This window comes from Leminorella grimontii (assembly GCF_039789245.1).
Lineage (GTDB): Bacteria > Pseudomonadota > Gammaproteobacteria > Enterobacterales > Enterobacteriaceae > Leminorella > Leminorella grimontii.
On sequence record NZ_CP146357.1, the window covers coordinates 2,388,154 to 2,404,348 of the forward strand.

The following is a 16,195-nucleotide window of genomic DNA, read 5'->3' on the forward strand; positions in this document are numbered from 1 at the left end:
TTATCGATTAGGGGTGGTGGGGAGCGTGGCGAACCGAGCGTAAAAACTCTTGGCGCGTGCTCGGATTGCTTTTGAATATGCCGCCCAGCGACGTGGTGCTGGTCGAGCTGGTTGCGTCACAGACGCCGCGTGATTTTACGCAGTAGTGGATGGCGTCAATAGACACCGCTACGTTGGTCGTGCCCAAGAGCGTTTGCAGCGCAACCAGGATCTGCTGAGTCAAACGCTCCTGCACCTGCGGACGCTGGGAGAAAAACCTGACGATGCGGTTAATCTTCGACAGGCCGATCACGTAATCCTTTGGAATGTAGGCTACCGTCGCCTTCCCGTCGATGGTGACAAAGTGGTGCTCGCAGGTGCTGGTCAGGGTGATATCGCGCACCGTTACCATCTCATCGACCCGCATCTTGTTCTCAATCAGCGTGATTTTAGGAAAGTTGGCGTAGTCCAGGCCGGAAAAAACCTCATCAACGTACATCTTGGCGATGCGCGAAGGGGTTTCAGCCAGGCTGTCGTCGGTTAAATCGAGATTCAACAGCCCCATTATCGCCGTCATATGCTCTTCGATTTTCTGCTTGCGCGTATCGGCATCCACGGGCGTTCCCCGCAGCGGCGTTTCGAGCCCTTTGGCCTCCAGCGCGGCGTGGACTAATATGGCTTCCTGACTCAGCGACGACATGGCTTGCTCCGTGAAATGAAAATAGTTTGATGGGGATCACAGCCCAACACTGTAATTTAGGCCGCCGTCTTTATCCAGCCCTCTGTAGAAATTTTGTTAACGCCGGTCGCTGTGGATAAATAACCGACATAAAACGAGTGTGCTCACCGCCGGTAAATCGGGCATAATAGAGGCCACTTTTTTCAGCTCAACCCTCGGGTTTGTAATGGAGCCGTCGAATGGACTGCTGTTCAACTACCTCATCGCTGCTTTCTCTGGAACAGGCTTTAGAAAAACTTCTTTCTCAATCCGCCGCGATTACGCAAACGGAACAGATCCCCCTCGCGCAGGCCGTCGGGCGCATTACCGCCCAACCTCTGATTTCACCGCTTAACGTTCCCCCCTTCGACAATTCGGCGATGGACGGCTATGCCGTTCGCCTGGCGGACGTCACGTTGGACGCCGTACTGCCTGTCGCGGGCAAAGCCTTTGCCGGCCAGCCGTTTCAGGGCCAGTGGCCCGCCGGCAGCTGCATTCGCATCATGACGGGCGCGCCGGTTCCTGAAGGAACGGAGGCGGTCATTATGCAGGAACAGGCCGAAGTGCTGGAAAACGGTGTACGCTTTACCCATCTTCCTAAGCCGGGGCAAAACGTGCGCCGCGCCGGCGAAGACGTTCGCTGCGGCGCTGAAGTGCTGCCCGCAGGCTCACGCCTGGGGGTCGCCGAGCTGCCGATTCTGGCCTCTCTTGGCATCGCGCAGGCGACCGTTTATCGCCGCCTGAAGGTTGCGCTGTTTTCTACCGGCGATGAGCTGCAGGCCGTTGGTCAGCCCCTTGCCGACGGGCAGATCTACGACACCAACCGCTTTACCGTTCGCCTGATGCTTGAACAGCTCGGCTGCGACGTTATCGACTTTGGCATCGTCCGCGACGACGAGCAGGCGCTGCGCCAGGCGTTCAAAGACGCCGACGCGCAGGCCGACGTGGTGATCACCAGCGGCGGCGTCTCCGTGGGCGAAGCGGACTACACCAAGCAGATTCTGGATGAGCTTGGCGAAATCGCCTTTTGGAAGCTGGCCATCAAGCCGGGTAAGCCCTTTGCCTTCGGCAAGCTGGACAACGCCCTGTTCTGCGGCCTGCCGGGCAACCCGGTTTCCGCCGCGCTGACCTTCTACCAGCTCGTTCAGCCGCTGCTTATCAAGCTTTCCGGCTACAGCCAGTGGCAGCCGCCGAAGCGCTTTAAGGTCAAGACCACCTCGCCGCTTAAAAAAACGCCGGGCCGACTGGACTTCCAGCGCGGCGTGCTTAGCGTCAACGCCGAGGGCATGCTTGAAGTGAGCACCACCGGCCATCAGGGTTCTCACGTTTTCACCTCGTTTAGCCAAGGCAACTGCTTTATCGTTCTTGAGCGCGAACGCGGCGCAGTCGCGGCCGGCGAGTGGGTCACCGTTGAGCCCTTTAACCACCTGCTGGAGCGCTAAACATGCTGCCGGAATTAAGCGATCGCGAAATGCTGCGCTACAATCGCCAGATTATTCTGCGCGGCTTTGACTTCGACGGTCAGGAAAAGCTGAAGGCCTCTTCGGCGCTGATCGTCGGGCTGGGAGGGCTGGGCTGCGCCGCAACGCAGTACCTCGCCGCCGCCGGCATCGGTTCAATGACGCTGTTGGACTTCGATACCGTATCGCTCTCCAACCTGCAGCGCCAAATTCTACACCGCGATGACCGCATTGACGTTCCTAAAGTCGACTCCGCCGCCGCAACGCTCGCGGAAATCAATCCGGGCGTTACGCTCAAAAAGGTTAACGCGCGGCCCGACGACGCCGAGCTGACGGCGCTGGCCAGCTGCGTCGACATCGTTGTGGACTGCACGGATAACGTAGAAACCCGCAATCAGCTTAATCAGGTCTGCTTTAATCTTAAAAAACCGCTGGTCTCCGGCGCGGCTATCCGCATGGAGGGCCAGGTCAGCGTCTTTACTTACCGCCCGGGGGAACCCTGCTACCGCTGCCTGAGCCGACTGTTCGGCAGCGAGGCGCTGACCTGCGTAGAGGCAGGCGTTATGTCGCCGCTGGTTGGAATGGTAGGCACGATGCAGGCAATGGAAACCATCAAGGTGTTGACCGGCTACGGTATGCCCCTGAGCGGCCGCCTGCTGATGATTGATGCGATGACCATGCAGTTTAGAGAAATAAAGCTGCCGAAAGACCCCGCCTGTCCCGTATGTTCTGCAGCCTAAAGGCGGAAGTAATGCGGCGCCGATAAAAGGGCCGCCGAGCGACAGCGCGCGCTTGGCGGCCATATAGTGACATCGTCACACATCCGACCTCCCCATATTCTCTCTTATATTTGCGATCAAACACTTAGACAAACAACAAACTATTTCTAAAAGAAACTATTTTATTGTAGATTAAGAGTTTATTTGGTTAAGCGGCAGCAGGAAGCCCTTTTTCATGACTTCAAATTTAAAATCATATCGATGCGATCGCTGTGGAAACTATATTCATCGCGGTACGGAAGCCGAAGAAGAAAGCGTCGAAACCGGCAGAACTAAAATAGAGTATCAGGCCACGTTCGCCAATAAGTCCGACAGCCACTGGCTCGGCAGCAACTACAGCGGCATCAAATGCCTTTGCCTGGCCTGTACGAGAGATTTTCTCTCTTTTATCATAGGCGAGCCTACCCCGGCGCCCGCCAACCAAACGAATAAGAGTCGAGCGTCAAGAGACAAGATATAGCGTCGTATCAACGCCAACGTATTCAGCGACAGCGGTCTCCGTAGAACAACGCGTTGAAGATCGCCTGACTTTCTTATTCAGCAACGGGCTTTGGATACCGTTCAACTTTTATATAGTCATCACTCTTTTTTTACGATACAACGAACGCATGACAGACAGCGCCCAACGTGTAAGAATGCCCTCCGCTTTTTATCCAACCCATTTTCGGTGATCCCATGCGCGTTATGCTGGCCCCTATGGAAGGCGTTTTAGACGCCTTCGTACGGGAGCTTTTGACTGACATCAACGACTACGATCTGTGCGTTACGGAGTTTGTGCGCGTGGTGAATACGCTGTTGCCGAAAAAAACCTTCTATCGTCTTAGCCCTGAGCTTCTGCGGGGAGGAAAAACCGCCTCCGGCACGCCGGTTCGCGTGCAGCTTCTCGGCAGTTCTCCCGAATGGATGGCGGAAAACGCCGCCCGCGCCGTCGAGCTGGGTTCCAGCGGTATCGATATCAACTGCGGCTGCCCGGCCAAGAACGTTGTCGGCAGCGACGGCGGAGCCAGCCTGCTGAAAAAGCCGGAAACCATCTATCAGGTCACAAAAGCCGTTCGCGCGGCGATACCGGCAGGCCAGACGCTTTCGGTAAAAGTCCGCCTCGGTTGGGATTCCATCGACCGACGGTTCGACATCGCCGACGCGGTGCAGCAAGGCGGCGCCGATGAAATCGTCGTCCACGGCAGAACCAAAGAGGACGGCTACAAAGCAGAGCGGATCGACTGGCGGGCCATCGGCGATATTCGGGAACGCCTCACGATCCCCGTTATCGCCAACGGTGAAATCTGGAGCTACGAAGACGGGCAGCGCTGCATTGAGCAGAGCGGATGCGAAGATCTGATGGTTGGCCGCGGCGCGCTTAACGTGCCGAACCTGGGCTCCGTCGTCAAACACCGCGCCGCTCCCCTGCCCTGGCCCCAGGCGCTGGCGCTGCTGAAAAAGTACATGCAGACGGAAAACCCTCACGATACCGGCCACTATAACGTCGCCAGAACCAAGCAGTGGCTGGGGTATCTTAAAAAGGCCTATCCACAGGCCGACGAGCTGTTTTCGGTGATAAGAACGGTGAAGGACGCGCCAACGCTTTCAGCCATTTTATTGGCCGCCTAAGCGGCCCTATTCAAGAAGATTGATTACTGCGTGCTGTTCATCAGCGCCAGCAGGCTATTGCGCCGACCGCGCCACGAAATATATCCTCGATACCACTGCGAACCGCTGTCTGACGTATAGAGTTCCATTTCCTGACGCCGTTTGATTAAAACAAACAGGCCATAGGCCGTTTTCACCGCGCTATACAGCATACTTAAAAAGATAACGGCGGATATGGCATCAATTACCCAGTGTCCGATGCGTAGGGTTTGAATGCCTAGAAACGCCATCGCCGTTACCTGAACGGCGAACTTGGCGATAAAGGCGAAAAGAAAAAAGCGGCGTGCGCTTTCTTCATCAAAGAAACAGGGATTCATCAGTGTGGAACGCTTTTCCCGAATCGGGCCGCCGTAGGTATATACGGTCCAGTCTGACTCGCTGGGCGGAACGGTTGCAACCCCCTTTTCTTTTAACTGATGCAGGCGCAAAGAGAGCGCCACGGGAAGCATTAATCCGACAATGACTAAATAGCACAGCGGCGCGCCTATCCCAATAAATGACAGCGCTACCGCTATGATAATCTTAAAAAACAGGGTCGCAGAATAAACAAAAATTCCTGCTGATTGATAGTTCATCGAGCACGCCTTCCTTGTTGGCCACATAAAAAATGACGCTGGGATCATAAGAACTCTTTTATATCGAGTCAATTTATCAACCGCCGATAAAAACGACTGAAGCCTGTCTCATCATGGCGAAACGACTATTATTTAGCCAAACTGGTTCAATTGCGCACCGCGATGCGTTGCTACACGATTTATAATAATTTGAGCCCAATACAATTAATTACAAATAATCGCTCCTGAACGGTAAAAATAACGCATAAATCCCCTGTCCGTAACGCCAATACAAATTTATAATTTTTCTGGCTGAACGTTTTCGTTCAATATTACGTCTCTTATTTAAGTCATCTCATATGCGTACAAAAATTCGTTTAACTTTATTGAGCCTGGCGCTATTGACGTCAGGTTTTGCGATGACAGCGTCCGCAGAGGCCAAAAGCGCCTCTTCGCACGCCCAACCGGCTCAAAAAACGCCCGCCGGCCCGGCGCTTTCGTCAAAGAGCGCACTGGTTGTAGACGTTAAAACCCGCAAAGTCATTTACGCCAATAATCCCGATAAGATTGTTCCTATCGCATCGCTTACCAAGCTGATGACCGCGATGGTGGTGCTTGACGCCAAGCAGCCGATGTCACAGGTCATCCCGGTAAAAATCAACGAAACCAAAGAGCTCAGGGGCGTCTATTCCCGCGTTAAGGTCGGCAGTGAAATCACCCGCAAGGAGATGCTGCTGCTGGCGCTGATGTCATCGGAAAACCGCGCGGCGGCAAGCCTGGCCCACAACTATCCGGGCGGCTATCGGGCCTTCATTAAGGCAATGAACGCCAAGGCGAAGTCGCTGGGCATGAAAAATACCCGCTACGTTGAGCCGACCGGCCTTTCAGAGAAGAATGTCTCTACCGCGCGCGATCTGAGCCGCCTGATTCTGGCGACGCAAAAATATCCGATGCTGAGCCAACTGAGCACCACACAGGGCAAAACCGTGACGTTCGAGCATCCTGCCTATACGCTGGAGTTTCATAACACTAACCACCTGCTGCGCAACGGCAGTTGGGACATCCAGCTAACGAAAACCGGCTACACTGATGAAGCGGGGCGCTGCCTGACGATGCGAACCACCATTAACCACCGGGAAATGGCGCTGATCATGCTGGACGCCTACGGGAAATACACCCATTTTGCCGACGCCAACCGGCTGAGAACCTGGATAGAAACGCAAAAACCGCTGCCTATTGCCGATAACCAGAAGAGCCCCAAAAAGCAAAAGGCCAAGAAGGTCAAACAGAGTTAACGACACGGCCGCTATCACCGGATAGACGGCGTATTTCACTACCCCGCGGCCCCTGGCGGCGGGAAGATTAAATGTTAAAGCGAGCGATGATGAAAAAACGGTTTTATCGCAGTTTACCGCTGGTTTGCCTATTGGGCCTCGGCGGCAACCTGGCCCTTCCCACCTACGCAGCCGAGGCCGCTACAGCGGCACAGCGCAGCAGCCTGCCCGAAATCGCCTCCGGCAGCGCGCTTATCACCGATACCAAAACGGGAAAGGTCATCTATACCCTTAATCCAAACAAGCAGGTTCCCATCGCTTCTATCACCAAGATTATGACCGCTATGGTGGTGCTGGATAAAAAGCTTCCCCTGACGGAAGTCGTCCCCGTAACGATAAATCAAACCAAGGAGCTTGAGGGCGTTTATTCCCGCGTCAGGGTCGGCAGCCACGCCAGCCGCGAAGACATGATGGTCATGACGCTGATGGCGTCCGAAAACCGCGCGGCGGCGGCGCTGGCCCACAGCTATCCCGGCGGCTATGCGGCGTTTATACAGGCGATGAACGACAAGGCGAAGGCGCTGGGCATGAAAAATACCCACTACGTCGAGCCTACCGGGCTGTCCGAACAGAACGTCTCCACCGCCGAAGACCTGACCCGCCTGCTGCTGGCGACCCGCCAATATCCGCTGCTGAGCAAGTATTCGACCGAGCACGAAAAAACGGTTCACTTCCGCCAGCCGGACTACACGCTGGAATTTCGCAATACCAACTATCTGGTGACGAAAGACGAATGGAAAATCCAGCTGACCAAAACCGGCTTTACCAATCAGGCGGGCCACTGCCTGGCCATGCGCACCTCTATCGCAGGGAAAGACGTAACGCTGGTGGTGCTGGACGCCTTCGGTAAATACACCCACTTCGCCGACGCCAACCGCCTGCGCAAGTGGATGGAAACCGGCGAAGCCCCGCCGGTGCCCAAAGCGGCGAAGGAGTATCGTCGCCAGAAGGCTATTGAAACCACGCAGCGTTGATAATTTAACAAAATGCTCCGGTTGATAATAATTTGTTAAGCTTTAGATAAGCCTTTGCGCGTATAATCGGCAAAAATCTTTTATTCTCAGGAGAATACCCCTTGGCAGGAAGCAGCTTACTCGCATTACTCGACGATATCGCCACCGCGCTTGACGACGTCGCGCTGATGACCAAAATGGCGGCTAAAAAGACGTCCGGCGTTTTGGGCGACGATTTGGCGCTCAACGCCCAGCAGGTGACCGGCGTCAGGGCCGATCGCGAACTGCCGGTGGTCTGGGCGGTAGCGAAAGGCTCTTTCCTTAACAAGCTGATTCTGGTTCCGCTGGCGTTAGCCATCAGCGCCTTTATCCCTTGGGCGGTAACCCCACTGCTCATGCTCGGCGGCATCTTCCTTTGCTTTGAAGGGGTCGAAAAGCTGGCCCACCGCTTTTTTCACAAGGATGACAAGGCGCACGCCCAAGGCGGCGAACCAGAGGTAAAAACGCCGGAAGAGATAGCCGCTTATGAGAAGGAGAAGATCAAGGGCGCCGTCCGCACCGATTTTATTCTATCGGCAGAAATTATCGCCATTACGCTCGGTACGGTAGCTGGTGCGACGCTCTCTCAGCAACTGACGGTGATGTCCAGCATCGCCATTATTATGACCATCGGCGTTTATGGCCTGGTTGCCGGTATTGTCAAACTGGACGACGTCGGTTTCTATCTGGCTAAGAAAAAGGCCGCCGCGCTGCGCACCGTTGGCAACGGGCTGGTCAACGTCACGCCCTACCTGATGAAAACCCTTTCCGTCGTCGGCACGGCGGCGATGTTTATGGTCGGCGGCGGCATTCTAACCCATGGTATACCCGCCGTTTCCCGCGTGATTGAAGGCATTGCCCATTCGGCGCTGGCCGCCGTACCCGGCATCGCCGGGCGCATTATTCACGCGCTGACGCCTACGCTGCTAAACATGGCCTTCGGCGTCGTCGCTGGCGCCGTCGCTTTGCTGCTCGTCATGCTTGTCGGGAAAATGAGGTCGTCAGCAAAAGCGGCGTAATTGCACTTTTAAAATAAAAAACCGGCTGTTGCCGGTTTTTTATTTCCTCCAGAAAATGAGCTAACTGTCACAGTTGCTAAGCAGGAACCCTGTTTTAATTAAAAAGATAAATCCCCTCGCTTTATTTTTCCTACTTCCATCTATTTCAATAGCACCGACAACGCTTATAGCACATAACAAACCTCGTTTATTCATTTAAAATCAACGGCAATAATATTAATAGCACATAATATTTGAGTCTCATTTTCAGTATTCTGCGCGCCTACTCGTTTTGCCTGAACGGCCACTGCAAGCGCCGCCGCGCACAGGCTTCTCCGCTGAAAAAATGAGATTTGAATTTCAAAGAGACCGGAAACTCGCCTTTATTTAATTAATAAAAACAACCCAAGTAACATATTGAGCTATCTGGCTAAAAAGAGAGAACAATATAAGAAGCGCCTCACAGAATTCATTTATCAATTGCGTATTGTTAATTATGTAATCCATTAATGTCGCTTTGCATTTTGCGATGGGGACGTTGTTTATTTTTTTCGGCTATTCTTTTTTTATAGCCACAAAACGCAAAGGGAGAATATGGATGTCGACAGCGATCGATGAAAAAGTGATCCAACGACTGTCGTTGGGAAAATGCGCGGATCCGTTCTCCATTTTGGGCCCTCACGCAACGGAAGACGGACTAACCATCAGCGCATTCCTGCCTGACGCTTCGCGCGTTACCGTTTTGGATAAAGACAGCGGCGCCTCGCTGCTTACCCTAACGCCGGGCGAACATAGCGGCTTCTTTCAAGGCGTTCTGCCTCATCGCGACGCGCCCTATCGTTATCAACTCGCCGTCGAATGGGATCGGTATCGGCAGGTTATCGAAGATCCCTACCGCTTTGGCCTGCTGCTGCAGGAAACGGACAGTTGGCTTCTGGCCGAAGGCACCCATCTGCGCCCTTATGAACGGTTGGGAGCCCATCCAATGCGGCTGGACGATATTGACGGCATGGCCTTTACCGTTTGGGCGCCCAACGCGCAGCGCGTCTCGATCGTGGGCGACTTTAACCACTGGGACGGCCGCCGCCACCCTATGCGCCTAAGATCGGAAAGCGGCATATGGGAGCTGTTTTTACCCCATGTCGGCATTGGAGAGCTGTACAAATATGAGCTGGTCGACGCTCACGGCCATCGGCGACTAAAGGCCGACCCCTACGCCTTCGACGGCGACGCGCGGCCGGAAACCGCGTCGCGCACCGCCCTGCCGCCTCACCGTTCGGCCATGCCTCAGTGGCGACGGGAAGCAAACCAATTCTCCTCGCCGATGTCGATTTATGAAGTTCATCTCGGCTCCTGGCAGCGCCACGACGACGGCAGCTGGCTCAGCTATCGCGAACTGGCGGAGCGCCTTATTCCCTACGTGAAGTCGATGGGCTTTACCCACATCGAGCTGCTGCCGATACATGAACATCCCTTCGACGGCTCCTGGGGCTACCAGCCCGTGGGGCTCTATGCGCCGACCCGCCGATTCGGCTCGCCCGAAGACTTTCATTTCCTTATCGACTGCGCTCATCGCGAAGGCATCAGAGTTCTGCTGGACTGGGTCCCTGGCCACTTTCCCAACGACGAGCACGGCCTCGCCCGGTTTGACGGCACCGAGCTCTACGAATACGCCGACCCTCGCGAAGGCCTTCATCAGGACTGGGACACCCTTATCTATAACTACGACAGGCACGAGGTCCGCAACTACCTTACCGGCAACGCCCTTTATTGGCTGGAGCGCTTTGGCCTGGACGGCCTTCGCGTCGATGCGGTCGCCTCCATGCTCTATCGAGACTACAGCCGTGCCGAAGGCGAATGGATCCCCAATCGCCACGGAGGCCGAGAGAACCTTGAAGCCATCGAGTTTTTGCGCTCCGTCAACAGGACGGTAGGCGCCCAGCGGGAAGGCGCGGTGGTTATTGCCGAAGAGTCCACCGACTTTCCCGGCGTCACTCTCCCGCCGGAAAGCGGCGGACTGGGCTTTCACTACAAGTGGAACCTGGGCTGGATGCACGACACGCTCGACTATATGTCCCTTGACCCGATTTACCGCAAGCACCACCACGGCCTGATGACGTTCGGTATGCTGTACGCCTATTCAGAAAACTTCGTGCTGCCGCTGTCGCACGACGAGGTGGTTCACGGCAAGCGCTCGCTGCTTGGGCGCATGCCCGGCGACGCCTGGCAGCAGTTCGCCAACCTGCGCGCCTACTACGCCTTCATGTGGGGATATCCGGGGAAAAAGCTGCTGTTTATGGGCGGCGAATTCGCCCAAGGCAGAGAGTGGAACCACGATGCGAGCCTCGACTGGCACCTGCTTGACGACGTTAACGACGGCTGGCACTGCGGCGTTCAAAATCTGGTGCGCGATCTTAATCACGTCTACAGAGCGCTGCCGCCGCTTTATCGGCTTGACTATCGGCCAGAAGGGTTCGAATGGTACGTGGTGGACGACTGCGAAAACTCGGTGTTCGCCTTCATCCGCCGCGACGAAGAGGGTAATGAGGTGATGGTGGTCAGCAACTTTACGCCAGTGCTGCGGCAAGGCTACCGCATCGGCGTAGCCCAACCCGGCTTTTGGCGTGAAGCGCTCAATACCGACTCGCAGCTCTATCGCGGCAGCAACGCGGGCAACTTCGGCGGCGTCCACAGCGATGAAGCGCCTTCGCACGGCAGGCCTTACTCCCTGTCTTTGACGCTGCCGCCGCTGTCTACCCTCTATTTCGTTCGGGAGGGATAGCATGACGATAGCGCTCACTGCGGGAAAGCCTTATCCCTTCGGCAGCCATTACGACGGCGACGGCGTCAACTTTGCGCTCTATTCCGCCGACGCCGAACGGGTAGAGCTTTGCCTGTTTGACGACGAGGACAACGAGCTGCGCTACAGCCTCCCCTCGCGCAGCGGCAACGTCTGGCACGGCTACCTGCCGAACGGGCTGCCGGGCCAGCGCTATGGCTATCGGGTTCACGGCCCGTGGCAGCCCGAGCGCGGGCTTCGCTTCAATCCGCAAAAGCTGGTTATCGACCCTTACAGCCGAGGCGTAGACGGCAAAGCGCCGGACGCCCCCGAGCTGCTCGATGAAGGCGCTTGGCCCAACGAGCAAGACAGCGCGCCGTTTGCTCCCAAGAGCATCGTTATTGACGAACCTTACGACTGGCAGGACGACCGAAGCCCCCGAGTCGCCTGGCGCGACACCGTGATTTATGAGGCCCACGTCCGCGGACTAACCAAGACCCACCCGGCTATCCCTGCCGTCCTGCGGGGAACCTACGCGGGGCTTTCTCATCCGGTGATGGTGAACTACCTGATTACGCTTGGCATCACCACCCTTGAGCTCATGCCGGTGCAGCTCCATATTGACGAACCGCGCCTGCAGCGCATGGGGCTGGTCAACTACTGGGGCTACAACGTGCTGGCGCCGTTCGCCGTCGAGCCTCGTTACTGGTCGCAGCGCCCCGACTCCACCCCGCTGTCGGAGTTTCGCGACATGGTGAAAACGCTGCACCGCGCGGGCATCGAGGTAATTCTGGACGTGGTGCTCAACCACACCGCCGAGCTGGACGAATCAGGCCCGACGCTCTCTCTACGCGGCATCGACAACCGCACCTACTACTGGCTGGAAGAGAACGGCCGCTATGCCAACTGGAGCGGATGCGGTAACTCGCTGCGCCTTAACGCCCCCGTCGGCCTTCAGTATGCGCTCGACTGCCTGCGCTTTTGGGCGACCGAGTGTCGCGTGGACGGCTTTCGATTCGACCTCGGCTGCGCGCTGGGCAGAGAACCCGAATTCTCTCCCTCTTCCCCGCTGATGGTGGCGCTGCAAAACGATCCGCAGCTGTCGAAGCTAAAGCTGATTGCCGAACCTTGGGATCTGGGCCCCGGCGGTTACCGGCTGGGGGACTTTCCCGCGCCGTTCGCCGAGTGGAACGATCGCTTTCGCGACGCGATGAGGCGCTTTTGGCTGGAAGGCGACGTCGGGCTCGGCGAATTCGCCCGCCGCCTGGCCGCCTCCAGCGACCTCTTCGACAAAAACGGCCGGCGCCCCTACGCGTCGATTAACCACATTACCGCTCACGACGGCTTCACCCTAAAAGATCTGGTGAGCTTTGACCGTAAGCATAACCGGCTCAACGGTGAAGAAAACCGCGACGGACACGGTGATAACCACAGCAACAACCACGGCTACGAAGGGCTGGACGCCCCAGCGGACGTCCTGCTGCTGCGCGAGAGGTCTTCGCGCTCGCTGCTGGCCACCCTGCTGCTATCGCAGGGCACGCCGCAGATTTTGGCCGGGGATGAGCTCGGCAACGCCCAGTGGGGCAATAACAACGCCTACTGTCAGGATTCTCCCCTGACCTGGCTCAACTGGCTGTCGGCGGACGAATCGCTTACGGACTTTGTGTCCGGCCTGATTTCTCTGCGCCGAAAAATTCCGGCATTGGCCGCGCCAAACTGGTGGAAAAGCGGAGACGGCGCGACGGACGTTCAGTGGCTAACCACAGAAGCCGAGCCCATGACGCCCGAGCGCTGGGAGTCCCCTCCCGGCGTCTTGCTGATGTTGTTCTCCAACGAATGGCTCGCGGTGGTTAATCCCTGCGATACGCCGCAGCGCCTTGGCCTCTCAGAGGCGCAGTGGTCCATCGCCGAGCCCTTTTCTCTTGGCGATATTGAAGTTCAAAACCAACGCTACGTGGCACAACCGCGCAGCGTCAGCGTGTTACAGAAAAAAACTTAACGGCAGCTTTGCTGCGCTTACTTTTGCCGTTCCTGATGCAGGAACCTTTATATAGGAATTTTCGATGTTTGGAGGAAACATGGTTAAATCGGACGCCAATCACAAACTCATGCTGGCAAGGCAACTCCCTAAACAGTCCGTCGCGCTGATTCTCGCCGGCGGCCGCGGCTCCCGCCTGAAGGACTTAACCTCCAAACGGGCCAAGCCCGCCGTCCACTTTGGCGGCAAATTCCGTATCATCGACTTTGCCCTGTCCAACTGCATGAACTCCGGCATTCGCCGCATTGGCGTTTTGACCCAGTACCACTCCCACTCGCTGGTGCAGCACATTCAGCGCGGCTGGTCGTTCCTTAACGAAGAGATGAACGAGTTCGTCGATCTGCTGCCTGCTCAGCAAAGAGAAGATCACGAAGAGTGGTATCGCGGCACTGCCGACGCTATCTACCAGAACCTGGACATTATCCGACGCTACCGGGCCGAATACGTGGTCATACTGGCCGGCGACCATATCTACAAAATGGACTATTCGCGCATGCTGCTGGACCACGTGGAAAAAGGCGGGCAGTGCACCGTCGCCTGTATCGCGGTTCCGCGCTCTGAGGCTTCGGGCTTTGGCGTAATGGACATCGCCGAAGACCACCGGATCGTCAACTTTCTGGAAAAGCCGGAGAACCCGCCCGCCATGCCGGGCGATCCGGAAATGTCGCTGGCCAGCATGGGCGTATACGTGTTCAACGCTCAGTACCTCTACCAGCTGCTGGAAGAAGAGAGCCTGAACAGCGAAACCAGCCACGACTTCGGTAAGGATCTCATCCCCAAGGCGGTTTCTCAGGGCGTCGCCTGGGCGCATCCGTTTGACCTCTCCTGCGTCACGTCGGACGTCAACGCCAAACCTTACTGGCGCGACGTCGGCACCATTGACGCCTACTGGAGCGCCAACCTCGATCTGGCCTCGGTAATGCCGGAGCTGGACATGTACAACACCGCCTGGCCTATCCGCACCTACATGGAGCCGCTGCCGCCCGCCAAGTTCGTGCAGGACCGCTCCGGCAGCCACGGCATGACGATGAACTCGCTGATCGGCGCCGGCTGCATTATTTCTGGCTCGGTGGTGCTCAACTCGGTGCTGTTCCCTCGCGTTCGGGTCAACTCTTTCTGTACGCTGGACTCGGCGGTCGTTCTGCCGGACGTGCACATCGGGCGCTCCTGCCGCCTGCGCCGCTGCATTATCGATCGCGGCAGCCACCTGCCTGAAGGGCTGGTCGTTGGAGAAAACGTTGAAGAAGACGAGCGCAGGTTCTGCCGTTCGTCGGGCGGCATTGTGCTGATAACTAAAGACATGCTGGCGAAGATGGAAAAGTAGCCGTTTTCCATCGGCCCTCACCGCTGGCGAGGGCCGCCAAGTAGTGCTTAGATTACTAATATGAATGTTTTTTAATCAGGGGTATGGATGCGAGTATTACACGCCTGTTCTGAACTTTTTCCGCTGTTGAAAACCGGCGGTTTGGCCGACGTGCTCGGCGCGCTGCCCAACGCGCAGGTGGCCGCCGGCGCGGACGTTCGCCTGCTGATGCCGGGGTTCCCGGCGTTAGTGCATCAAATTCTTCCCACTTCCGTGGTTGCCGAGGTGGAAACGTTCGCCGGCAGGGTCGTCCTGCGGTATGGCACCTACAACGGCATCGGCGTTTATCTGATTGACGCCCCCCACCTTTACGACCGGCCGGGCAGCCCCTATCACGACGGAGCGCTGCACGAATACGCCGATAACTATAAGCGCTTCGGCCTGCTCGGATGGATGGCCTGCGAATTGGCCTGCGGTCTGGATGCCTTTTGGCAGCCGAACGTGGTGCACGCCCACGACTGGCACGCGGGTCTGGCCAGCGCCTATCTGGCCGCGCGCGGCTATCCTGCCCGCTCGGTGTTTACCGTGCACAACCTGGCCTATCAGGGGCTGTTCTCCGCTCGGCATATGAACGAGCTTTATCTGCCTACGCACTTTTTACAGCCCGAGGGGCTGGAGTTCTACGGGCAAATCTCTTACCTGAAGGCGGGCCTGTACTATTCGGACATGGTGACAGCGGTCAGCCCAACCTATGCCGAAGAGATAACCCAACCGGAATACGGCTTTGGCATGGAGAACCTGCTCAGCCAGAGAAAGCTGCGCGGCAAGCTGGTCGGCATCCTCAACGGCGTGGACTACGACGTCTGGAGCCCGGAGAAGGACGCCCTGCTGCCTCATGACTACGGCAGCAAGAAGATGACCGGTAAGGCGCAAAACAAGGCGCTGTTCCAGTCGCAAATGGGGCTGGACGTCTCCCCCGACGCGCCGCTGTTTGCCGTCGTCAGCCGCTTGAGCAGCCAAAAGGGGTTAGACCTGCTGCTACAGGCGCTGCCCGAAATTCTCGATCGCGGCGGCCAGCTAGCTCTGTTGGGCAGCGGCGATGAGAACCTGCAGGAAGCCTTTATGGAGGCGGCGCGCCGCCACATTCGTCAGGTGGCGGTTAAAATCGGCTACGACGAAACGCTGGCTCATCGCATTATCGGCAGTGCCGACGTCATACTGGTGCCCAGCCGCTTCGAACCCTGTGGGCTGACGCAGCTCTACGGGCTGCGCTACGGCACCCTGCCGCTGGTGCGCCGCACCGGCGGCCTGGCGGATACGGTAGCCGACTGCTCGTTGGAAAACCTGATGGACAAAAGCGCCACCGGATTCGTGTTTCGAGACAGCAGCGTAGAAGAGCTCAGCGGCGCAATCCGCCGCGCCTTTGCCCTGTGGTCGGATAAGCCCCGCTGGCGCCGCGTTCAGCGCCAGGCCATGGAAAAGGACTTTAGCTGGCGGAACGCCGCCGAAAAGTATCTGGCGATGTATCAGCGGCTGGGCTAACTGCGCCCGCCGCGTTAACACCGCAAAAGGCGGCTTTCGCCGCCAATGCGACAATGATTTACAGCGATCTAC

13 protein-coding genes are annotated in these 16,195 nt (G+C 57.0%); 11 read left to right on the forward strand and 2 right to left on the reverse strand.

Annotated elements, in window-relative coordinates:
• Positions 1-7: 7 nt before the first annotated feature.
• Positions 8-679, reverse strand: coding sequence for a GTP cyclohydrolase I FolE (folE, locus tag V8L73_RS11190; protein WP_027272945.1), 672 nt, complete (start codon positions 677-679; stop codon positions 8-10).
• Between the two features lie 218 nt (positions 680-897).
• Between folE and moeA the strand changes: the two genes are divergently transcribed.
• The 4 genes from moeA to dusC all read left to right on the forward strand — a co-directional run bounded on the left by moeA (position 898) and on the right by dusC (position 4,544).
• A complete protein-coding gene (moeA, locus tag V8L73_RS11195; protein ID WP_347253009.1) occupies positions 898-2,139 on the forward strand; it encodes a molybdopterin molybdotransferase MoeA in 1,242 nt (413 codons plus the stop codon).
• A 2-nt stretch (positions 2,140-2,141) separates the two neighbouring features.
• Positions 2,142-2,897 (forward strand): molybdopterin-synthase adenylyltransferase MoeB, encoded by a 756-nt coding sequence (gene moeB, locus V8L73_RS11200; protein WP_347253010.1) that lies wholly within the window; start codon positions 2,142-2,144, stop codon positions 2,895-2,897.
• Positions 2,898-3,111: 214 nt separating this feature from the next.
• Positions 3,112-3,396 (forward strand): hypothetical protein, encoded by a 285-nt coding sequence (locus tag V8L73_RS11205; protein WP_027272942.1) that lies wholly within the window; start codon positions 3,112-3,114, stop codon positions 3,394-3,396.
• Between the two features lie 215 nt (positions 3,397-3,611).
• The gene (gene dusC, locus V8L73_RS11210; protein WP_347253011.1) at positions 3,612-4,544 is read left to right on the forward strand and encodes a tRNA dihydrouridine(16) synthase DusC; all 933 of its coding nucleotides are present in this window, start codon (positions 3,612-3,614) and stop codon (positions 4,542-4,544) included.
• Between the two features lie 23 nt (positions 4,545-4,567).
• Here dusC and V8L73_RS11215 read toward each other — a convergent pair whose 3' ends face one another.
• Positions 4,568-5,158 carry a hypothetical protein gene (locus V8L73_RS11215; protein WP_051155520.1) on the reverse strand — a complete coding sequence of 197 codons (591 nt, stop codon included), beginning with the start codon at positions 5,156-5,158 and terminating at the stop codon, positions 4,568-4,570.
• Between the two features lie 338 nt (positions 5,159-5,496).
• Here V8L73_RS11215 and pbpG (V8L73_RS11220) point away from each other — a divergent pair, with 338 nt between their 5' ends.
• The 7 genes from pbpG (V8L73_RS11220) to glgA all read left to right on the forward strand — a co-directional run bounded on the left by pbpG (V8L73_RS11220) (position 5,497) and on the right by glgA (position 16,123).
• A complete protein-coding gene (gene pbpG / locus V8L73_RS11220) occupies positions 5,497-6,432 on the forward strand; it encodes a D-alanyl-D-alanine endopeptidase (RefSeq protein ID WP_347253012.1) in 936 nt (311 codons plus the stop codon).
• Between the two features lie 89 nt (positions 6,433-6,521).
• A complete protein-coding gene (pbpG, locus tag V8L73_RS11225) occupies positions 6,522-7,445 on the forward strand; it encodes a D-alanyl-D-alanine endopeptidase (protein WP_347254816.1) in 924 nt (307 codons plus the stop codon).
• 101 nt (positions 7,446-7,546) lie between these two features.
• On the forward strand, positions 7,547-8,482 hold the full coding sequence (locus V8L73_RS11230) for a DUF808 domain-containing protein (RefSeq protein WP_347253013.1): 936 nt from the start codon (positions 7,547-7,549) through the stop codon (positions 8,480-8,482).
• Between the two features lie 577 nt (positions 8,483-9,059).
• Positions 9,060-11,243: a 1,4-alpha-glucan branching protein GlgB gene (gene glgB, locus V8L73_RS11235; protein WP_347253014.1), complete on the forward strand. Its 2,184-nt coding sequence runs from the start codon at positions 9,060-9,062 to the stop codon at positions 11,241-11,243.
• A 1-nt stretch (position 11,244) separates the two neighbouring features.
• Entirely contained in the window at positions 11,245-13,239 is a 1,995-nt protein-coding gene (gene glgX, locus V8L73_RS11240) for a glycogen debranching protein GlgX (protein ID WP_347253015.1), read from the forward strand.
• 79 nt (positions 13,240-13,318) lie between these two features.
• Positions 13,319-14,602, forward strand: coding sequence for a glucose-1-phosphate adenylyltransferase (glgC, locus tag V8L73_RS11245; protein ID WP_027272935.1), 1,284 nt, complete (start codon positions 13,319-13,321; stop codon positions 14,600-14,602).
• Positions 14,603-14,689: 87 nt separating this feature from the next.
• A complete protein-coding gene (gene glgA, locus V8L73_RS11250) occupies positions 14,690-16,123 on the forward strand; it encodes a glycogen synthase GlgA (protein ID WP_261830798.1) in 1,434 nt (477 codons plus the stop codon).
• The last annotated feature ends 72 nt before the right edge of the window (positions 16,124-16,195 follow it).